The sequence below is a fragment of the Bradyrhizobium sp. 62 genome (assembly GCF_023073035.1).
GTDB lineage: Bacteria > Pseudomonadota > Alphaproteobacteria > Rhizobiales > Xanthobacteraceae > Bradyrhizobium.
Genome location: NZ_JADPIT010000036.1, coordinates 54,664 through 73,921, shown reverse-complemented (window position 1 = coordinate 73,921; position 19,258 = coordinate 54,664). Strand labels below are relative to the sequence as shown.

19 protein-coding genes are annotated in these 19,258 nt (G+C 64.5%); 8 read left to right on the top strand and 11 right to left on the bottom strand.

Annotated features, from left to right (window positions below; all coding sequences use genetic code 11):
- Positions 1-62: 62 nt before the first annotated feature.
- The 4 genes from IVB47_RS34975 to IVB47_RS34955 form a co-directional block, all read right to left on the bottom strand.
- On the bottom strand, positions 63-647 hold the full coding sequence (locus IVB47_RS34975; RefSeq protein WP_247468487.1) for a HutD family protein: 585 nt from the start codon (positions 645-647) through the stop codon (positions 63-65).
- Between the two features lie 157 nt (positions 648-804).
- Positions 805-1,617: a hypothetical protein gene (locus IVB47_RS34970; RefSeq protein ID WP_247468485.1), complete on the bottom strand. Its 813-nt coding sequence runs from the start codon at positions 1,615-1,617 to the stop codon at positions 805-807.
- 736 nt (positions 1,618-2,353) lie between these two features.
- On the bottom strand, positions 2,354-2,536 hold the full coding sequence (locus IVB47_RS34960) for a hypothetical protein (RefSeq protein ID WP_247468483.1): 183 nt from the start codon (positions 2,534-2,536) through the stop codon (positions 2,354-2,356).
- 34 nt (positions 2,537-2,570) lie between these two features.
- On the bottom strand, positions 2,571-4,661 hold the full coding sequence (locus IVB47_RS34955; protein WP_247468481.1) for an adenylate/guanylate cyclase domain-containing protein: 2,091 nt from the start codon (positions 4,659-4,661) through the stop codon (positions 2,571-2,573).
- A 318-nt stretch (positions 4,662-4,979) separates the two neighbouring features.
- Between IVB47_RS34955 and IVB47_RS34950 the strand changes: the two genes are divergently transcribed.
- From IVB47_RS34950 to IVB47_RS34935, 4 genes are read left to right on the top strand one after another with little or no spacing between them, the layout of a single operon-like run.
- Positions 4,980-5,285, top strand: coding sequence for a DUF2282 domain-containing protein (locus IVB47_RS34950; RefSeq protein ID WP_007600627.1), 306 nt, complete (start codon positions 4,980-4,982; stop codon positions 5,283-5,285).
- Between the two features lie 46 nt (positions 5,286-5,331).
- Positions 5,332-6,246 carry a DUF692 domain-containing protein gene (locus IVB47_RS34945; protein ID WP_247468479.1) on the top strand — a complete coding sequence of 305 codons (915 nt, stop codon included), beginning with the start codon at positions 5,332-5,334 and terminating at the stop codon, positions 6,244-6,246.
- Positions 6,236-7,015 (top strand): DNA-binding domain-containing protein, encoded by a 780-nt coding sequence (locus IVB47_RS34940; RefSeq protein WP_247398766.1) that lies wholly within the window; start codon positions 6,236-6,238, stop codon positions 7,013-7,015. The genes IVB47_RS34945 and IVB47_RS34940 overlap by 11 nt, the downstream gene beginning before the upstream one ends.
- Positions 7,015-7,524 carry a DoxX family protein gene (locus tag IVB47_RS34935; RefSeq protein WP_247357212.1) on the top strand — a complete coding sequence of 170 codons (510 nt, stop codon included), beginning with the start codon at positions 7,015-7,017 and terminating at the stop codon, positions 7,522-7,524. Before IVB47_RS34940 ends, IVB47_RS34935 begins: the two co-directional genes overlap by 1 nt.
- A 12-nt stretch (positions 7,525-7,536) precedes the next feature.
- Here IVB47_RS34935 and IVB47_RS34930 read toward each other — a convergent pair whose 3' ends face one another.
- The 3 genes from IVB47_RS34930 to IVB47_RS34920 are packed head-to-tail and all read right to left on the bottom strand — an operon-like array spanning position 7,537 to position 9,623.
- The gene (locus IVB47_RS34930; RefSeq protein ID WP_247468477.1) at positions 7,537-8,382 is read right to left on the bottom strand and encodes an SDR family oxidoreductase; all 846 of its coding nucleotides are present in this window, start codon (positions 8,380-8,382) and stop codon (positions 7,537-7,539) included.
- A gap of 1 nt (position 8,383) precedes the next feature.
- Complete coding sequence (locus IVB47_RS34925; RefSeq protein ID WP_247468473.1) at positions 8,384-8,944, bottom strand: carboxymuconolactone decarboxylase family protein; 561 nt, start codon at positions 8,942-8,944, stop codon at positions 8,384-8,386.
- Positions 8,922-9,623, bottom strand: coding sequence for a TetR/AcrR family transcriptional regulator (locus IVB47_RS34920; protein WP_027520510.1), 702 nt, complete (start codon positions 9,621-9,623; stop codon positions 8,922-8,924). The genes IVB47_RS34925 and IVB47_RS34920 overlap by 23 nt, the downstream gene beginning before the upstream one ends.
- Positions 9,624-9,727: 104 nt before the next feature.
- Between IVB47_RS34920 and IVB47_RS34915 the strand changes: the two genes are divergently transcribed.
- From IVB47_RS34915 to IVB47_RS34905, 3 genes are all read left to right on the top strand, one after another.
- Positions 9,728-10,717, top strand: coding sequence for a tripartite tricarboxylate transporter substrate binding protein (locus IVB47_RS34915; protein ID WP_247468470.1), 990 nt, complete (start codon positions 9,728-9,730; stop codon positions 10,715-10,717).
- A 40-nt stretch (positions 10,718-10,757) separates the two neighbouring features.
- Positions 10,758-11,294: a VOC family protein gene (locus tag IVB47_RS34910; protein ID WP_247468467.1), complete on the top strand. Its 537-nt coding sequence runs from the start codon at positions 10,758-10,760 to the stop codon at positions 11,292-11,294.
- 112 nt (positions 11,295-11,406) lie between these two features.
- A complete protein-coding gene (locus tag IVB47_RS34905) occupies positions 11,407-12,219 on the top strand; it encodes a class I SAM-dependent methyltransferase (protein ID WP_247357217.1) in 813 nt (270 codons plus the stop codon).
- A 25-nt stretch (positions 12,220-12,244) separates the two neighbouring features.
- Here the strand turns inward: IVB47_RS34905 and IVB47_RS34900 are convergent, their stop codons facing one another.
- From IVB47_RS34900 to IVB47_RS34890, 3 genes are all read right to left on the bottom strand, one after another.
- On the bottom strand, positions 12,245-13,801 hold the full coding sequence (locus IVB47_RS34900; protein WP_247357218.1) for a L,D-transpeptidase: 1,557 nt from the start codon (positions 13,799-13,801) through the stop codon (positions 12,245-12,247).
- Between the two features lie 357 nt (positions 13,802-14,158).
- Positions 14,159-15,184: a fatty acid desaturase gene (locus IVB47_RS34895; RefSeq protein ID WP_247357265.1), complete on the bottom strand. Its 1,026-nt coding sequence runs from the start codon at positions 15,182-15,184 to the stop codon at positions 14,159-14,161.
- Positions 15,185-15,351: 167 nt separating this feature from the next.
- On the bottom strand, positions 15,352-16,788 hold the full coding sequence (locus IVB47_RS34890) for an oligosaccharide flippase family protein (RefSeq protein WP_247468464.1): 1,437 nt from the start codon (positions 16,786-16,788) through the stop codon (positions 15,352-15,354).
- Positions 16,789-17,095: 307 nt separating this feature from the next.
- Between IVB47_RS34890 and IVB47_RS34885 the strand changes: the two genes are divergently transcribed.
- On the top strand, positions 17,096-18,163 hold the full coding sequence (locus tag IVB47_RS34885; protein WP_247468462.1) for an endo-1,4-beta-xylanase: 1,068 nt from the start codon (positions 17,096-17,098) through the stop codon (positions 18,161-18,163).
- 61 nt (positions 18,164-18,224) lie between these two features.
- Here the strand turns inward: IVB47_RS34885 and IVB47_RS34880 are convergent, their stop codons facing one another.
- On the bottom strand, positions 18,225-19,178 hold the full coding sequence (locus IVB47_RS34880; RefSeq protein ID WP_027568169.1) for a DUF6492 family protein: 954 nt from the start codon (positions 19,176-19,178) through the stop codon (positions 18,225-18,227).
- Between the last annotated feature and the right edge of the window lie 80 nt (positions 19,179-19,258).

Sequence of the window (19,258 nt, the reverse complement as noted above, 5' to 3'; positions counted from 1 at the left end):
CGACGGCGTCAACCTAGCCAGTTGCACGGATTGTGCGCACCGCTCCGGCGGCGGGACGCGGTTCAGCCGACGATCTGAATAGAGCTCAGCACGGCCAGCCCCGACACAAGCGCAAGCGTCGACGCCCCCGTCAGTTCGACCTTCAACGTGTTTTCGTGCGAAATCGAAAAATCCGTGCCGTCGAGACGGATGCCGCAGTCGCCGCGCGCCGCATAGATCAGATGCGTGCCGGCGGACAATCGCCGCTCACCGGGCGCCTTAAGCGCTTCGAGCTCAAGCGCCACCGCACCGCGCCGGCCCATCAAATTCACCACCTCGACTGGCCCTTCTTCGAGCCTGGTCACGATCTCGAGTTCGCCGGTGAATCGCACCGTCGTGAACGGCTCGCGCTCGTCGAATTCCTGGGTGGGCGATTTCAGCACCAGCCCGCGGCCGCCGACCACCATTTGCAAACGGTCGATGCCGGGCATATGGGAGAACGGCCCGGGCGCCACGATTGGCGTGGCGGCGAATCGCCACAGCAGGCTATCCCAATCCTTCACTTGGGCATCGGCGCGATGCGCGTCCGCGATATCGGTGAAAATGCCGCCGCCGTTCTTCCAGGGCGAGCGGGTGTAGTCTTCGGATTTCAGCAGTGTGGTTTCCATGCGTTGAAGTGGTCCGAGCAAGGCGTACGGGGCGATATCGCCCGTGCATCATGCGCGGGATGGACCGGCTTTGCCAACCGCTTAAATGCATTGCCTGGTGCCTGCGACGCACTCGTTTGAGCAGCGGTCCCAGGGAGCGCCAGACACCCGCTGTCACTTACTCCGTCAGAGTTGGCGGCAGCAAGGGGGGCTTACGCTCTACTCGATTCTCCGAGCTGGATTCGGTGCAAGCGGCAGACAGCCATTGCTCTTTTTGCAGCAGGTCGATCTCCCATGAACGCAGCCTTATCTCACAGGAGGTTGTTACATTTTTCGACGGATAGATTGTGGCTCTCGTCATGATGACGAGCCGACTATCGGCTTTCACCGCTGCCAGGAAATCATCCCACTTGACGAAATTTCCACGGGAGTTGCAGCTCTTGTCTCTGTCCGGGCACTCCACCTCCCAGGCGGCAAACAGTGTTTCGTGGCTTACGGCCGAGCCGGCGCTGACCGGAAATGGTCGCGCTTCGCTTTCCCGCTTGAATTCCAATGTTCCGTCCTTGAGTCCGGAACTCCCAAACTCGTACCACCGGTGCTCGATCTTTCGATCACCCATCGCAAGCGTTATGTATTCGCGACGGATGATTGCGTTGTGCCCGACGTCCCCCTCGTTCGAATAGGCCATGTTCGCGATGAGAGCGAGATTATTGTCCTGCCCAGGATAGTTTTTTCCGAGCTTATCGACCGTCGTCAGGACAATCTGGTCGGACGGGAACAGTCGGATCACCGCTCCCCGGGCAAAATTGAGTAACTGCCAGAGGACACCGCCGAGCGAGAGCATGAATGCCACCAACGCAATGATCTCGGTCTTACGACCGATGCGAAGGCCGAATACGCTCCAGGTCAGATCAGGCTCGGCAGGTTGAAAAATTGCTGCCGGCTCCTTCCTCTCCGTCGCTGCCGCTTCTACGTCATGTGTTTTCGACATCGCCGGCCGTCATCGCGGAGGCGAGGGCGGAGGCTCGCGCGGAGGAGCCATCGGAGGCGGCGGCGGCTCCCTGATCGCAGGCATCGTCGGAGCTGACGGTTGCGTGCGTGCCGGCGGTTCACGCGGCGGCGGAGCAGGAGGCGGCGGCGGCTCGCGTGGCGGCGGCGGCAGGGGAAGCTGCACGTCGCGTAGCGGCGGCTCGCGCGGCGGCGGAGCCGCCGGCTGATTGGGCCGGACAAACAGGAAATCAAAGGCGCCACTCAATTTAAGAGCAGCAGGCATGGCCTCGGGATGTGGAGGCGCTTCGTCGATCGATTGAACGGCCATCGGCACACCTGGCTTGACGAACGAGATTGCATCCGATCTCACGTCATAAACTGTCCGCGCCTCGGCAGGCGTCACGTCAAAGGTCGCAGATACGAGCGAAGCCAGCACCAGAAAGTTGTCTAGGGTCGCCATGGATCAACTCCGGAAAAGGCATTGCGCTCAAATAATCATTCCGGACAACACTCGCCCGCCACCACCTCAGGATGCACAAATTTGGCAATACGCGCAAGAGGCTTCGAACCTCGAGGCAGTGGGCGGCCCCCGGCCACGCCGCGAGGATGCGCAGAATTTGTCGCCTGATATGAAGCAAAGCACCAGCGGCTACGGAACGGGCAAGTTCAAGGCTGCGCGCACTTGACCAGCGGACATTTGCTTCGGCGAGCGGCCAGCCGGTCCCTTCAGGCGCCCTTCACCCCCTTGCCGCCTTCAGCTTCGGCAGCGTCTCGACGATCTTCTGCTTGCCGTCGCCGATCTCGGCGAGGAATCTGGCGCGGTCAACGTCGCCGTTCTGGTCCCAGCTTGCTTCATCACGCGCAATCTGAATCTCGTGACGGCGAAGGCCGAACGGGATGCGGAGAACTGCCCCGTCCACCCCGTGGTGCCGCAACCTGTTCCGGGTCTATTGATTACTTCGTCGTCAGTGCCGCGACCGGGCGCCACGCAACATCAGGCGCGCTCTCAACCAACTGCCGGCAGCGGTCGCGCATCAGTTCAGCAGGGCGATCCGGGCCGCGCATATTCAGCACGGCTTCGAAATCAGCGAGTGCAGCCGCAAAATGGCGCCCGCGGTAGTTAGCGAGGCCCTGTTCATAGCGTACGATCCAATCAAGCCTCTCCCCGCCGCTCTCCCCGGCAAGTCCGATCAATTCGTAGACCGCAAAGCCCTCCTCACGTCCATACACGGCGATACTGTCGATCTCGCGCGTGACGATGGCGCCGCGTGCGAGACGTTCGGTCGCTTCGCCAATGAGGATTTGCGTGCCGTAGGATTTGTTGGCGCCCTCGAGGCGGCTCGCGACGTTCACGGCATCGCCGATCACGGTATAGTTCAGGCGCAGCTCGGAACCGATATTGCCGACCAGCATGCGGCCGGAATTGATGCCGATCCGGATCTGGAGCGGCTGGCCAAGATCGTCGGCAAGGCCCGACGCCGCGATCGCCCTGCAACAGCCGAGCGCCGCACGGCAGCAGCGCAGCGCGTGGTCGGCCTGCGGCTGCGGCGCGCCCCAGAACGCCATGACGGCGTCGCCGATGAACTTGTCGATGGTGCCGCCATTGGCGACGACGGCCTCGGAGGCGAGGTCGAGATAGCGCGACAACAACGGCACCACGCGATCGCCCAGCCGCTCGGACAGCCCGGTGAAGCCGGCGATGTCGACGAACATCACGCTGAGCTCCTGAATGCTGCCACCTGGCCTTGCCTCGACGCCCTGGCGCAACAGCGAGCGGACCAGATCGGCCGGGATGAACTTGCGAAACGCGGACAGGCCGGCCGCCATCTCGGCGATCGCGCCGGACAGGCTCGCGATCTCCTTGAGCCGCGACGGATGGCGGCGGACCTGCTCCAGTGCGAAGGCTTCGACATGGCGGAGCTCGCCGACGACGCGCGACAGCGGTGCGGCGATGACGGAACGCGCCAGCATCGCCGAGGCCAACGCTGCGAGCACGGCGCCGATGCCAAGGCCGATGATCAGGCGGCGCAATGTCGTCTCGACCGGACCGAGGAACTCGGCCTCGGGGATCACGGTTGCGAGCGACCAGCCGGGAAACGGCAGCGGCGTGAGCGCCACTTCGTAAGCGCCGCCAGCCGATGTCAGCCGACTTCGCCAGGCTGCCTTGCGGCCATCCTCGCCGGCCTTCACGAGTGCCATCCGCGCCAGCGGTAGCAGCGTCGTATCGCCCTTCGCAGCGTGCAGCTCGTCGGCGTCCTTGTCAGGCGCCGCGATCAGCTCGCCGCTGCCGTCGATGATGAAAGCCGTTCCGGTGCGCCCCACCTCGAGCTGCGACAGGAAGCGCGCGAGCCTGGTGTATTCGATGACGATGGCGAGGACGCCTTGCCGCTCCTGGTAGACATCGATCGGACCGGCAAAGGCAATCGATGGCCGCTCGCCGGTCGGATGGTCCATGACCTTGAACCACTGCGGCTCCCCGGCCGCCAGCCCGGTCTTGAACCAGGCGCGATCGGCGACGCGAAAATCGGTCGGCTCGAAACGGCGATTGGCGAATTCGATATCGCCGGGCACCACCTCGTATTCGTCGATGCGGCGCTGGCCGGCATGATCGGCCAGCGAGATCTCCATCATCTCCAGGCGGCGGTCGCCGAGCTTGTGCGCGGCGAAGAAGGTCCCGTCGGGCCAGCCAAAGGCGACCCAGGAGATCGTCGCCTGCGACTGCAGTTGCGACAGGAACACGAATTCGCGCTTGTCGGCCTCGCGGGTGTCGAGCACGTTCTGCAAGAACAGCGTTCGAATGGCGGTGTGGGCCGCACGCGCCTCGTCCACAATCGCGGCGACCTCCTTGCGGACAGCGGCCACGATCTGCTCGTTGATGGTCGATGCGAGCTGCCGGCTCGCCGCCTCCGCCGTGCGCCACCACAACAGGCTGGAGAGGGCGGCGGTCAAAAGGATCGCGGTCAGGACCAGCGCCGAGACGGCGAGGCGGATGCTGACCGTCAGCTTCGCGATCGCGCGCAGGTGCCGTCCGGGATCAACATTCATAGCTGTTTCCGTTCTCCGGCAAAGCGGCGACCGACCATCTCCTATTACCGCTCTACGTGGCACGCGTGCATTCGTTACCTGTGGCAGGCGCCGCGCGTCGCCGCCAATGCTCTCCGGCTAAGGTCTCGATAGAGACTAGGCATTGGATTGACCGGCCCGTCACCCGCTAATCCGATCCAAGCGCAGAGCCCGTGCGCCCATCTAACGGCCTCACGAACTCGTGACCTGCTCGATCGGTAACGCGAGCGGCTGCGGGGCGAACCGAACAAGGCGCTCTTCGCCTGCCAGGCGATGCCATCTCGAACAGGAGAAACTTCGATGTCTGCCAAACTTGCCGTGACCACGCTCGTTCTCGCCGGCGCCATGTCGACCGCACTTGCCACGCTGGCCACTGCTGCTCCGCTGACCAAGGCCGAGGGCGACGCGGCCGTCGCCGCCAAGAAGGAAAAATGCTTCGGCGTCGCGCTGAAGGGCCAGAACGATTGCGCGGCCGGACCGGGCACGACCTGCCAAGGCACCTCGACCGCCGACTTCCAGGGCAATGCATGGAAATTCGTCCAGGGCGGCACCTGCACCAGCATCGAGCTGCCGGGTGGCAAGAAGGGCTCGCTCAAGCCGGTCTGACGCGCTGCGTCGCGACCATCACAACACGGAAGAGCGGAGAGAGACCATGACGACGGCAATCGCGCCTGACATGTCTGCGGTGCCCCTCCGCTATTCCGCGCCCATCGGCGGCGTCGCCGGGACCAGCTTCAAGCCTGAACATCTTCAGGCGATCCTGGGCGCGAAACCACAACGCGGCTTCTTCGAGGTCCACGCCGAGAACTACATGGGCGCAGGCGGACCGCCGCACCGCGCGCTGGAAGCGATCCGCCGCGACCATCCCATCTCACTGCATGGCGTGTGCATGTCGATCGGCGGACCACAGCCGCTCGACAAGGCGCATCTGGCCCGCTTTCGCGGACTGGTGGCACGTTACCAGCCCGCGCTGGTATCCGAGCATCTCGCCTGGTCGACGCATGAGACCAGCTTCTTCAACGATCTGTTGCCGCTACCCTACACCGCGGCAACGCTCCGGAACGTCTGCGATCACATCGATCAGGTACAGGACGCGATCCGCCGCCCGCTGCTGCTGGAAAACCCGTCGACCTATGTCGCCTTTCGCGAATCGTCGATGAGCGAGACCGATTTCATCCGCACTGTTGCCGAGCGGACCGGCTGCGGGCTGCTGCTCGACATCAACAATGTATTCGTATCAGCGACCAATCACGGCTTCTCGGCACTCGACTACCTCGCGGACTTTCCGCTGCCGCGCGTCGAAGAGATCCATCTCGCCGGCCATGCCGAGCAGGCCGACGACGAAGGCGATCTGCTGCTGATCGACAGCCATGACAGCCCGGTCGCGGACGCCGTGTGGAAGCTGTACGAGATCGCCGTCCGGCGCCGCGGCGGCGTGCCGACGCTGATCGAGTGGGACAGCAAGATCCCGGATTGGGCGGTCCTGCAAGCGGAAGCCGCCGCCGCGCAGGCGATCCTCGACCGTTGCCGCCCGGTCGGGCTGACGGGAGATCGTCATGCCGCCTGAGCCTGACCTTTGCTTTGCCGCAGCCTTTGCACCGGCGCTGCTGGACCCGGTGCGCCCTGCGCCCGAGATCGTGACCGGCCCGAACGGCAAGGCCAATGGCAAGCGCTACGACGTCTACCGCAACAACGTCACGGTCAGCCTGATCGACGCGCTCGCCGCGATCTATCCGGCGGTGCAGCGCATCACCGGCGCCGGCTTCTTCCGTGCCATGGCGCGCTTCCACGTTCGCCTGACGCCACCGATCTCACCCCTGCTGTTCGACTACGGCCGCGACTTCCCCGCCTTCATCGCGCAATATGAACATGCGCAGATGATGCCATGGCTCGCAGATGTCGCACGCATCGAGCGAGCCTGGCTCGATGCCTATCACGCCGCCGACGCCGCACCGCTGTCGCCGGCGCAGCTTGCCGCTGTTGCGCCGGATCGGCTGGGCGATCTCGTTCTCCTACCGCACCCGGCGACGAGAATCGTGCGGTCGCAATTCGCGGCGGTGACGATATTCGCCGCCAACCGCGACACGTCGCCGGTCGGGCGCATCGACGCTGCGACACCGGAAGACGCGTTGGTCACGCGCGCCGAATTCGATGTCGTGGTCCGGCACCTGCCGCCGGGCGGAGCAGTATTCGCGAGCAGCCTGATGTCGGGTCGGCCGCTCGGCGAGGCCGCCGCACGCGCGCTGGACGCGGCGGCCGACTTCGACATCGCTTCGAACATCACCGGCCTGATCGAGGCGGGCGCCTTCACCTCATTCGCTTTCGGAGACGTCTGATGATCACGGACCAACGCATGCAGGCGGGCGGCGGCCTGCCCTCACTCGGACTCCTCGTCGATAAGGCCAATCATCTCGTGCAGACCATCGCCTCGCCGTCAGTCGTTCAGCTCGTGCTCCGCATCGCGCTGGCGGTGCCGTTCTGGCGTTCCGGCATGCTCAAATGGGCAGGCTTCCTCAGGCTCAACGACACCGCGGTGACGTTGTTCAGCGACGAGTTCATGCTGCATCTGCCGGGCGGGCCCTATCACTATCCGGCGCCGACCGTCATGGCCTTTCTCTCCGGATGCGGGGAAATCATGTTCCCGATCCTCCTCCTGCTCGGCCTCGGCACGCGGTTTGCGGCGCTCGGACTGCTGTTCATGACTATCATCGTCGAGCTGACCGTGCCTGACGGCTGGCCGATCCACATCACCTGGGCGGCGATGGCGCTCGGCATCATGGCCTACGGGCCGGGACGCGTCTCGCTGGACCACCTGATCTGCCGAGCGCGCGCCCCCGGGCCATAGGCGCGAGGCCTCTCACATCCCGCTCAGGCCGCTATCGACCGCGAGCGTCTGCGCGGTGACGTAGACACTCTCGTCCGAGAGGAAGAACAGCACGGCATAGGCGATCTCCCAGGCGGTGGCCTGGCGGCCGAACGGGACATGGCCCTTGCCACGGTTGGGTCGGCCGGCGCCGGCCTCGCGGCCGTTCGGGGTGTCGACGAGGCCGGGATAGACCAGGTTGGCGCGGATGCCGCGGCGCGAGCCGAAATGGGCGATGTTGCGCATGAGGCCGCCGAGCGCGGCTTTCGAGGAATCATACACCGCCATCTGCGAGCCGGCTTTCAGCGCGGCGATGGAGGAGATGAAGACGATCGATCCGCCGCTGTCGAATTTCGGCAGGCCTGCGCGGCAGCACAGCATCGGGCCGCGAACGTTGACGTCGTAGATCGCATTCCACTCCTCGGGGCTGACGGCATCGAGCCCGACCTTGCCGAAGGTGCCGATGTTGAGCACCATGCCGTCGAGCCCGCCCATGGCGCGATGCGCCTCGTCGATCATGCGCAGGACGTCGGCCTCCGACGTGACGTCGGCGGCAATCGCAAAGGCTTCGCCGCCTTCGTCGGTGATGCGCTTGACGGTGTGCTCGGCCGAGGTTCGGTTGAGGTCGGCGACCGCGACCTTGGCGCCCTCACGCGCGCACAGAATGCTCATGGCGCGGCCGTTGCCGATCGGATCGGTGGCGGCGTCGAACACGCGCTGGCCACCGCCGACGATCAGGATGCGGCGGCCCCTAAGGCGTCCCCTCCCCGGCGCTTCGCCCAGCGACTCCGCACTCGGCGGGCGGACGTAACGGTCCCGCTTGCTATCGGTATCCGTCATCTCAGGCGCCCGGCTTCTTGCCGCCGTCATAGACCGCCATCCCTGCCGCGGGATCGAGATCGGTTTCGGTCGCCTCGGTGACGCGCGCCATCATCATATAGAAGCCGAGGGCGACGATGGATTCGACGATCTCCTGGTCGCTGAAATGTTCGCGCATGGCGGCGAAGATCGCCTCGGGAACGCGGACGTTCTCGACCACTTCGCGGCCGAATTTCAGCAGCGCGCACTCGGCCTCGCTCAAGCCGGCGGCATCGTAATCGGCGCGCTCGACCGCGTCGATCTGCGCTTGCGTGCAGCCTACGCCGAGCGCGATCGGCACGTGCTGGCGCCATTCATAGGCGCCGCCTTCGAGCTGGGCTGCCTGGAGGATCAGGAGCTCGCGATTTACCGCACTGAGCTTCTGCTTGTGCAGGATCGAATTGCCGAGCCGCGTCGCCGGGATCATGTTGGCCTCGGCGTGCGCCATCATGCGGAAAATATTCAGCTTGACCGGCATGCGGTCGAACGAGGCGCGGATATCGCCGCTGGTGGTCTCCGGATCAATCAGGGGCAGCCTTGCCACGATTCTCTCCCTTGGCTTTTCGTTTCTTGTTGTCCCGCGTCCCGCCATCCGCCGCGATCAGCGACAGGAAGAAGGCGAGATAGCGGTCGATCGCCTCGATCACCTTCGGCCGCGGCGACGGTGCCGCGCCCATCACGTAATGCTCGAGACGGATGTAGATCAGCCCGGCGGCGAACAGCCGCGCGGTCTCGCGCGGGTCCGGCGTCGAGACCAGGCCGGCGAGCGCAAAGCCGCGGAAATAATCCGTCATCATGCTCTGCTCGCGCGCATAAAAATGATCGGCGAATTTGGCGCGGATGCCGGGCACGCGGTTGCGCTCGGCGGTGATGACTTTCTGGAACTGGTGCTCGCGCGGATCGGACCATTGCTCGACGAGGTCCAATGCAAACTGCCGGCAGAACGCGGCGGGCTGGCGCGCGAGCTGCTTGTAGCGCGGCTCCTCCAGCCGGCTCGCCGAACTGGCCGGACCGTGCTCGCTGACGATGGCCTCGAGGATCGCGGCCTTGCCGGCGAAGTGATTGTAGAGGCTGCTCTCGCGAATGCCGACGCGACGCGCGAGCTCGCGCATCGAGGCGCCGCCATAGCCGCTCTGCGCGAACAGATCGAGCGCCTCGGCGAGGATACGCGCGCGGGTCGTGGGCGCAGCCGCTTCCGCCGCGCTGGTGGTGTGGACAGCCATGCAACTTGACTAACGAACGATCGTTCGCTAGTCAATCGTACGAACGATCGTTCGTTTCAACTCCGCTGTCAAAGAAGCGGAGAGCAATCTGGGGAGACTAGGTCATGGCGCGCTTCGTCCATTTTTGTCTGCTGCGCGCCGCAACATTGTCATTGGTCGTAACGTCCTCGGCAATGCTGCCTGCGCGGGCCGAGGACCCAGCCGCCTATCCCACCCACAAGATCAGGATGCTGTTGCCTTATGCGGCCGGTGGCGGCGGCGACGTGATCGGGCGGCTGCTCGGCGACAGGATGGGCAAGACGCTCGGACAGAGCGTCTATATCGAGAACCACACCGGGGCTGCCGGCACGCTCGGCACCCAGATGGTCGCGGCGTCGGCGAACGACGGCTACACCATCACCGTCGGCGGCATGACCACCCATGTGCTGGCGCCGGCGATCTATCCGAAACTGCCCTACGATTCGATCAAGGATTTCACCACGATCGGGCGCATCGGCACGTCCTCGATCATGCTGGTGGCGACCAAGGATTTTGCGGCCAACGACATCAAGGGCCTGATCGCGCTGGCCAAGAAGGGCGAGCCGATCCAGTACGGAAGCTGGGGCGTGGGCTCGACCGGACAATTCTGCGCGGAAATCCTGATGCAGCAGACCGGAATCAAGATGGACCACGTGCCGTTCAACGGCATCGCCAAACTGGCCGGCGATCTGCTCGGCGGCCACATCTCGCTGGCGACACTCGACATGGCGACCGCGACGCCGCTGGTGAAGGACGGTTCGATCAAGGCGCTGGCCGCCTGCGGCGAGCGTTCGCCGAGCCTGCCGGATGTCGCCAGCTACAAGGAACAAGGCGTGCCGTTCGACCGCAGCCTGTCCTGGGCGATGTATGCGCCTGCGGGACTTGCCGAGCCGATCGCAAGAAAGCTGTCAGCGGCACTGAAGGACGCGCTCGCCGATGGCGAGGTGAAGCAGAAGCTGCTGGGGCTCGGCATCACGCCGCAATTCGTGCCGGGCGACGAGCAGCGTGACATCAACGCGCGCGACATCGCGGCCTGGAAGCAGGTTGCCAAGGACGCGGGCATTGAAGTGAAGTGAATCGAGATCAGGTGAACGAGGTGACAACGGGGGCGCCGATATGAGCCGCATCTTCGGCGCGGTGCGCCAGAACGGATATGTGGTGCGGGACATCCACGCCGCGATGAAGCACTGGATCGAGGTGATGGGCGTCGGTCCGTGGTACTACATGGACCGCGTCAAGACCGACTGGTTTCGCCATCGCGGCGAAAACTCTGCCGTCGAGATGAGCATCGCGCTGGCCAATTCCGGCGATCTCCAGATCGAGCTGATCCAGCAGCGCAACGACGCGCCCTCGCTGTACAGGGAGTTCCTCGAGTCCGGCCACGAAGGCCTTCAGCACATGTCCTACTGGAGCCACGACTACCAGGCGCTCTACGACAGGGCGCTCGGGCTCGGCTACAGGATCGGCCACGAGGGCCAGATCGGCGGCGACAAGGGGCGCTTTGCCTATTTCGACACCCAGGCCCATCCGGGCACCGTGATCGAGATCTCCGACATCAGCGGCACCAAGGGGCCGTTCTTCGACAAGGTCCGGCAGGCTGCTTTGAGCTGGGACGGCACGCGGCCGATCCGCGAGGTCGGTGGGGGGCGATGACGCCAGCCCGCAAGGCGATGCAGGAACCGGCCGGGTTCACCGCGCTGCTGGCGCGGTAGACGGCAATCCATGATAACATGAGCTTCGTGTCCGAACCTTCAGCGAGGCAAGCATGTCCAACACTGACAAGGTTTTCGCCGGCTCGATCCCGAAACTTTACGACGAATATCTGGTGCCGATGATCTTCGCCGTCTACGCCGACGACATCGCAAGACGTGTCGCGGCCCGATCTCCTTCCGTGCTGCTCGAGATCGCGGCAGGCACCGGCGCCGTGACGCGCGCGGTGGCGGCGGCGCTGCCGCGCGGCGTCCGTTATGTCGCCACCGACCTCAACGAGCCGATGCTCGCCGTCGCGGCGCAGCGTCAGGCAGACGACGATCGCATTTCGTGGCGCCAGGCCGACGGATCGGCCCTGCCCTTCGACGATGCCGCCTTCGACGTGGTCTGCTGCCAATTCGGCGCCATGTTCTTTCCGGATCGCGTCAAGGCTTTCGGCGAAGTGAAGCGCGTCCTGAAGGATGGCGGCACGTTCGTGTTCAACGTCTGGGATCGCATCGAGGACAATGTGCTGACGCATGAAGCAACCGTCGCACTCGAAAAGCTGTTTCCCGACGACCCGCCCCGTTTCATGGCCCGGACGCCGCACGGCTATCACGACAAGGCGGTCATCAGAACCGACCTCGAACGCGCAGGCTTCCGTGACATATCGATCGAAACGCGAGCTGAAATAAGCCGCGCGCCGTCGCCCGAGCACGTCGCGATCGCGCTCTGCCAGGGCACGCCGCTGCGCAGCGAGATCGAGGCACGCGATGCCAGCAAGCTTCAGGCTGCGACCGACATCGTCGCCGAGGCGATCCGAACGCGCCATGGGTCCGGACCGATCGAGGGCAAGATCCAGGCTATCGTGATCGAGGCGCGGCGATAGTGGCGGACTTCGATCTGTCCGCCTCCTACCAGAAGCCCCGCTGCATCGGCTGTGCCGGCTGATAGTATTGATACTGGCCACGCCGGCGCGGATTGACGGGCTGCGGGTTCGGATCGCGCTGGAAGAAGAAGCCGAAACCGTTGCCGCCATTGTCCCAGCCGTCGTCGCTCGCCATGGCCATCGGAGGCGCGGTCGGCTTGCGCGTGATGAAACCGCCCTGGGGCTGGTTGCTCAGCACCGCGACGAACTCGGTGCGGTAGTTGGTCTCGCTGCTCAGCGGCTCGTCCGAGATGATGATCGAGGACCGCGGCAACGCGGTCGGGGCGATGCGATCGAGCACCTCCTGCGGGATGGTGATGCGATCGAGCGCGTTCCTGGCGTTGTCGCCGTCTTCGATCGTGACCACGCTCCAGCGCAGGCCGGTGTCGTTCTTCGCCATCGCCGTGAAGATATGCGTGCCGAGCGGTTGATCCGGATTGCGGATCGTGACGGGAACCTCGATGCTGGTGTCGAACACCTCGCCGCCGCCGTCCGGTGCCGGCTTGTGCGTGTTCCGCCGCACATAGAGCTTCTGCGTCGCGCGGCTGATGTAGACCGAGACCGGTTCGAGCGCGAGCTTTGCGTCGGTCGCAGCCTTCACGGCGTCGGCCTTCCTGGCCGCTGCCGCCTTGGCCGCCTCTTTCGTGGCAGCGACCGCATCGCGCTTCGGCTGTGCGGCGGCCTTGGCGGCATCGAGCTGCGTCGCCGCGTCGGCGGCCTTGGTGGCGGCCTTCTGCTTCAGCTCCTCGGCCTTGGCGCGGGCCTGATCGGTCTTGGCGGTCGCGAGCTGCTTGTCGGCGAAGGCGAGCTCGGCGTCGGCGCGGGTCTTCTGCTGTTCCAGCTTGCGCAGCGAGGCCGGCAGCGAGGCCGCCTCTTTCGCGGCCAAAGTCGCGGCCTTCTTGGCCTCGTCGGCAGCCCTTGTGGCCTCCTCGGCCTCGCCGGAGAGCTTGCCGATCTGGCCCGGCGCCGCCGCAATGGCGTCCCGCTTCGGCATGAACAATGCGGGATGAACGATGTCGATCGGGGCCGCGTCGTTCGGCGAGATGATCACGCGCATCCCGATGTTGGTCTTGTCGAACAGGCCCTCCGCGAAGCCGAACGGCATCCGCACGCAGCCATGGGAAGCGGCGTAGCCGGGCAGCGGCCCGCCATGCAGCGCGATGCCGTTCCAGGTGATGCGCTGCATGTTCGGCATCCAGGCGTCGTCATACATGGTCGAGTGGTGGTCCTTGTCCTTCTCGACGATGGCGAAAACGCCGGCCGGCGTCTCGCGTCCCGTCGTGCCGGTGGACACCGGCGCGCGAAAAATCCAGCCCTCGGCGTCATAGAAGGTGACCTGCTGGCTCTTGATCGAGACGATCGCCATGATCGGCTCGCCGGCCTCGCGGGGCGCCACCGCCTCGGCCGGCTGACGCGCCTGCTTGGCCGCGGTCGCCGGGCCCACGGCCGCAAAGGCGAGCATCGCCGCCAAGGTCACAATTCCGGGAGGCCCCCAACGCCGCATCGCCACGGTGGATTGCGCCGTTGTCATCAGGTTTCTCATGCCATCCTCGGTCGAAATGCCAATCCGCCGGTCATTGATCAGATTGCGATCATTGAATTAAGAAATCGCAGCCGCCTTACGTTCCGTCTGTGGCGACATTCGGCACGTTCCGGCGATAAATCTCATATACGACGGTTGACGCAGGCGGAAGGGCGGCGCGCGGCCGAAGCTCGCGCTCTATCGCTGCGACAGAATGACCGAGGGTCGGTGACACGGCTGCCAGCGCCTCACGTCGGACGGCGAGGCCACCTTGAACGGGCGCAGAACGCCCATCGCCTTCCGATCGCGCGGATTCACGCCATTCGGCGGCCGCGCGGGGGCGGTGTAAGCGAAACCGCTGGGGCCAAGGCCGCCTTTTCAAACAAGCTTGGCTCCCTTTCCAAACAAGGCCGCCTCTCCAAAGGAGACGAGCCGCTGCCGCTCCTCGTCCCACAAGGTCAGCCGCACGGTCCGCAAACTCTGGAGCAGCGTAATCCGCCCGACACCAGCGAACTGCGGATTGTCGCGCAACACGTCCTGCAAGCGATAGTAGGGAATTCGACTGGACAAATGATGGATGTGGTGGACGCCGATATTGGCCGTGAACCATCTCAAGACAGCCGGCAGTTGATAGTGAGAGCTGCCGTGCAGCGCAGCGTCGTGAAAATTCCAGGTCTCGTCGTGGGCCCAGTGCGTGTGCTCGAACTGATGCTGGACGTAGAACAGCCAGACGCCGATCGACGCCGCCAGAACAATGATCGGCAGATGCACGAGCAGGAACGGCCCATAGCCGACCAGCTGGATCATCGTGACGACGAGAACCGCGAGGGCCATGTTCGTGCCCATCGTGCTCAGCCAGGGTTTCCAGCCGCGACGCATCATCCCGACCGGCAATCGGTGCTTCAAGATGAACAAATACGAGGGGCCGACGCCAAACATCACCAGGGGATGTCGATACAAGCGATACAGCGTCCGACGCCATCGGGACCGCCCGAGAAATTCACGCGTGGTCAGGGTATCGATGTCGCCCAAGCCCCTTTGATCGAGATTGCCGGAGTTCGCATGATGGCCTGCATGGTTACGCCGCCAGTAGCCGTATGGCGTCAGTGTCATCACGCCGAGGGCACGGCCGACCCAATCGTTGGCAACGCGGCCGCGGAAGAACGAGCCGTGTCCGCAATCATGTTGGATCATGAAGAGGCGGACCAGCAAACCCGCCGCGGGCACCTCAAGCAGCAGGGCAAACCAATAGCCCTGGTCCAGAGCGGCCCAGATCAGAGCCCAGATGACAACGAATGGTATCGCCGTAATCGCCAGTTCGAGGACACCCCGCGCATTGTCGGGCTCGCGATAGCGGGCGAGCAACTGCGCCGATGCGCGGATTTCCGGTATTCCTTGGGTCATAGTCTGCTCTGCTCCCGACATGCGGCCCAAGAAGCACGGTTATGGCCAAGGATGCAACAAAATCGCCCACCACATGGACAGCTTCCGGCCGAAACCGAGCCATCGCCAAGTCAAGCGGCCCTTTCAGGGCTTCAGACGGTGAGGACGAGCCTCGTCAGACGCCGCGGCTAAACGCCTAACGCCTTCCGATTGAAGGTTCGCAGGAAACGCAACGACAGCGTCCGGACATTTGCGACGTTCAGCAACCACGCTGCGGCGGCATAAGCGAGGCCGCCCGCAAGGCTCACAACCATGAGCGGGACGAGGCCGATGCCATTGACCTGGGATCGTGCAACGAGAATCGCAACCGCCATCGCCGCGGCGGAGACGGCAACGCCGGCGAGGCGGTGGAGGTCGAACGGAACCGGATGGGCGCGATGCATCAGGGCGACGGCAACGAGGAAGCCGATCGCCTCGGTCGCAAGCGTTGCCAGCGCCGCGCCGTAGAGGCCATGGCCGGCCACCAGCACGAACATCAACGCCACGCTGACGACCAGCGTCAGGAACGACTGCGCCGCCAGCATGAACGGCCGCTCGGCAAGCTGGAAGCTGATCTGCACGTAGAATTGATTGGCGATGCCGAACAACCGGGCGAGCACCAGGGTCGGCAGCAGCGCCGATACGCCGGCGCGGAAGTCGACGCCGACGAGTGTGCCGGCGACCTGGTCGGCTGCGAGCGCGAGCCAGACGGCGACGGGCGCGACCACGACGAGCAGAAGTTCGAGGCTCTCGGTCAGCCGCTCCCGCGTCGTCTCGTTGTTTTTTTCCGACAATGACCGGAACACCAGCGGCACTGTTGCCGCAGCGACGCTGGAGGCGATCATGACCATGAACTGTCGCGGCAGATCGGCAGCGACGCCAAAGATGCCGGCGGCGTCCTTGCCGAGCAAATATGCCACGATGAGGCGGTCGCAGGCCGAGTAGACCGCGACGGACAATCCGGCCAGCGTCAGCGGCAGGCCGTAGCGCGCGAGCTGCACGAACTGGCTGCGCTGAAAACGCGCGATCCTGGTGCGGTCACCGACGAGGTTCAGGATAATCCCGGCAAGCGAACCCAGGCCGAATGCGGCGAGCAGTCCCAGTCCACCCCAGCCGAGCCAGATGCCGAGCAGGCCGAAACCGACGCTCGACACGCTGCGCACGATCGAGATCGCCGCGAATCTGTAAGGGCGCAATTTTGCGCGCTCGAACTCCTGGCCGACATCGACGGCATTCGCCATGATCGCGACGAACATGCTGGCAAGCAGCAGCCCGACGCTGAGATCACTGCGGAACAGGAAGACCAGCGGCGTGGTGGCGCAGAGGACGGCGACGGTAAGCGCGAAGGCGACCATCGCCGTGCCGCGAAAATCCACCTCGGCCGACATCGCCTGATAGCGGGACACCGAGAGCTTGATCCAGGCGAAGAAGATCGCGCCCAGAATGCCGGCCAGGCTGATGCCGACGACATAGACGCCGTACTCCGCCGGCGTCAGCAGCCGCGTGTAGGCCGTGACGGCGAAGAAGCCCACCGCCGCAGGCAGGATGTAGGCGACGAGATAAATCGAGAAATGGCGGTTCAGCATGCGAGCACGGGACCGGCAACGTTGTTGCGAGTGTGACGGCCGTTCATCAATTGGACCATGGCGGGGCGAACGAATTGCGCCGCAGCATCCCTCAAGAGTGTCACATAAGTTTGGAGATCGGGCGGCGAATGCGGCTTTGAGGCCGCTTTCGCGGGTTAGCGTTAAATTTGCCCTTCCCTGACGGGGCGTGGCCATCGAAAGGAACCGTGATTTCGCAGATGGCAAAGTTAACCCAACGAGGGGAAAACCCCGGCGTTGCAAGGCGTCGCTTGGTACGATGGCGCGTTGGCTCCGATTAAGGAATGCCGTGACCAGGCTCCACAGACGCGAATTTCTCCTCGGCAGCGCCGCCGCACTTGCGGCGGGCGCATCGGCGTCCGCAGCGCCGGCATCGAAACTCGCCCAGCGCCATCAGGGATTTGGTGCCGCGGCCACGCTCTGGGATCTGCAAGCCGATCCCAGGCTCGGCGAAGCCATCAGCACGTATTGCACGCAGGTGGTTCCGGTGCTCGAGCTGAAATGGCCGATGCTGCGTCCGGACGCGCACACCTTTGCCTTTGAACGCGCCGACGCGATACTGGATTTCGCCCGGCAGAACGACCTGACGATGCGCGGGCACGCGCTCGCCTGGTATCACGATATTCCGGACTGGACCAAGCAGATCAAGGATGCCAAGGGCGTCGAGCGCGCCTATGTCGACCACATCGGCACGGTCGTCTCCTATTACAGGGACAAGCTGACGTCGTGGGACGTCGTCAACGAGCCGATCCCCGACAATCCGCGCAGTCCAAAAGACCGGCGCGACTCGTTCTGGACGCAGCATCTGGGCAATCGCTGGATTCCGCTGGCGTTTCGCACGGCGGCCGCGGCCGACCCCTTCGTCAAGCTCGCGATCAACGAATATGACATCGAGTCGGCCAAGGACACGTTCATTGCGAAGCGCGCGGCCTACCGCCAACTCATCATGGAGCTGCTCGACCAGGGCGTGCCGCTGCACGCCGTGGGACTGCAATCGCATCTGCATGCCGAGCTCGAGATCGACACCCATGGGCTCGCCGAATTCGTCACCGAGCTGCGCGCCTGGGGCCTCGAGGTGTATGTCACCGAGCTCGATGTCGACGACCAGAAGCTGACGGGGACGCCGGCAGAACGCGATGCCATCGTCGCCAAGCGCGTCGATGATCTCTTGACCGCGATCTCGACCAGCGGACCGGTGCGCTCGATCCTGACCTGGGGCCTCTCGGACCGCTACAGCTGGATCAACGGCACCTTTGCCCGCGCCGACAAGCAGCCGAACCGTCCTCTGCCGCTCGACGGCGAGTTCAAGCCGAAGCCGTTCATGAACGTGATCGGCAAGTTCACGAGAGACGCTTAAGCGGCTTTATTTTGAGCATGATCTTTTCGGAAAACCGCTGCACACTTTTCCGGATCATGCCCTAGCGCGTCTTCGTCGGTGCTTCGAACTCAACCGCATCGCCCATGTGATCGGGCGAAAGGCTCGGACTACGACGGTCGCGCGAGCTGAGGCGGAACACGTCGCGGATGTCGTCGATCGAGGTCGACGAATAGGACTGGATGCAGAGCGCAACCTGGTCGGGCGAAGCGGCGCGCATCATCGCTTCGATGGCCGGGCGGTCGAGGCGCGTGTCATCCCAATGCGAGACCGCGATGCTATCCTCGGTGACCCGATGAGTGGCCAGATGCGCGGGCGCGTTCGCGACGAAATGGCCGTACATGAGATATTCCGAGAACTTCTTTTTCCGGCACAGCGCCAGAACCCAGTTCAACCCCGTCGCCGACTTGATCGCGTCGGTCATCGCGCGCGCGGTGTCCTTGTCCCACACCAGTGCGTTGCCGACATAGTCGTCCGCGGGGAAGGACCTTTCCTTGATGCCAAGGAGCTGATCGACGGTGCGGAGCCACAGGACATGCAAGGGGTGGGCGGCGTCGATCCCGTTGCGCGTGACGAACAGCGGCGTCTTCTCGCCGCCGGCATACTGGCCGACGTCGAATTCGCGGAAGAACAGATTGTCCGAATCCAGGATGCAGACGCGCTGCTCGGGCGCGTTGAGGACGCCGGCGATCTTGAGGATCTGCTGGATGTGCCAGCCATGAACGGGTGACGACAGCAGCGACAGCCAGACGCGCCGTTTGCTGATGAACTGCAGAGCCGGCGGCAGCGCCCACAGCCATTTCGGCAAGTAGCGCGAGGCCGGAACGATGACACGCTTGTCGGAAGCGAACCGCGCGAACAGCGGCAGATCCTCATCGTTAACGAGAACATAATGCCGCGTGTAGCCCGTCAACCAGGTGTCGATGCTCTCGCTGAGCAGCGAAAAACGCTCGATATCCTTGGCGTAGCTGGCGGTCAGCAGGGCAACGGAATGCATGGCGCGCGCTCGTATGGCGATCAGGCCGTACTCATAGCGGCGCCGAGGCGCGTTGAATACTTACATTCGCAATCAAGGTA

Coding starts and splice junctions, on each gene's coding strand:
- IVB47_RS34915 (WP_247468470.1), top strand. CDS start 9,728: ATGGCGCGCTTCGTCCATTTTTGTCTGCTGCGCGCCGCAACATTGTCA.
- IVB47_RS34935 (WP_247357212.1), top strand. CDS start 7,015: ATGATCACGGACCAACGCATGCAGGCGGGCGGCGGCCTGCCCTCACTC.
- IVB47_RS34890 (WP_247468464.1), bottom strand. CDS start 16,788: ATGCTGAACCGCCATTTCTCGATTTATCTCGTCGCCTACATCCTGCCT.
- IVB47_RS34975 (WP_247468487.1), bottom strand. CDS start 647: ATGGAAACCACACTGCTGAAATCCGAAGACTACACCCGCTCGCCCTGG.
- IVB47_RS34900 (WP_247357218.1), bottom strand. CDS start 13,801: ATGAGAAACCTGATGACAACGGCGCAATCCACCGTGGCGATGCGGCGT.
- IVB47_RS34895 (WP_247357265.1), bottom strand. CDS start 15,184: ATGACCCAAGGAATACCGGAAATCCGCGCATCGGCGCAGTTGCTCGCC.
- IVB47_RS34930 (WP_247468477.1), bottom strand. CDS start 8,382: ATGACGGATACCGATAGCAAGCGGGACCGTTACGTCCGCCCGCCGAGT.
- IVB47_RS34945 (WP_247468479.1), top strand. CDS start 5,332: ATGACGACGGCAATCGCGCCTGACATGTCTGCGGTGCCCCTCCGCTAT.
- IVB47_RS34970 (WP_247468485.1), bottom strand. CDS start 1,617: ATGTCGAAAACACATGACGTAGAAGCGGCAGCGACGGAGAGGAAGGAG.
- IVB47_RS34955 (WP_247468481.1), bottom strand. CDS start 4,661: ATGAATGTTGATCCCGGACGGCACCTGCGCGCGATCGCGAAGCTGACG.
- IVB47_RS34905 (WP_247357217.1), top strand. CDS start 11,407: ATGTCCAACACTGACAAGGTTTTCGCCGGCTCGATCCCGAAACTTTAC.
- IVB47_RS34920 (WP_027520510.1), bottom strand. CDS start 9,623: ATGGCTGTCCACACCACCAGCGCGGCGGAAGCGGCTGCGCCCACGACC.
- IVB47_RS34880 (WP_027568169.1), bottom strand. CDS start 19,178: ATGCATTCCGTTGCCCTGCTGACCGCCAGCTACGCCAAGGATATCGAG.
- IVB47_RS34940 (WP_247398766.1), top strand. CDS start 6,236: ATGCCGCCTGAGCCTGACCTTTGCTTTGCCGCAGCCTTTGCACCGGCG.
- IVB47_RS34910 (WP_247468467.1), top strand. CDS start 10,758: ATGAGCCGCATCTTCGGCGCGGTGCGCCAGAACGGATATGTGGTGCGG.
- IVB47_RS34950 (WP_007600627.1), top strand. CDS start 4,980: ATGTCTGCCAAACTTGCCGTGACCACGCTCGTTCTCGCCGGCGCCATG.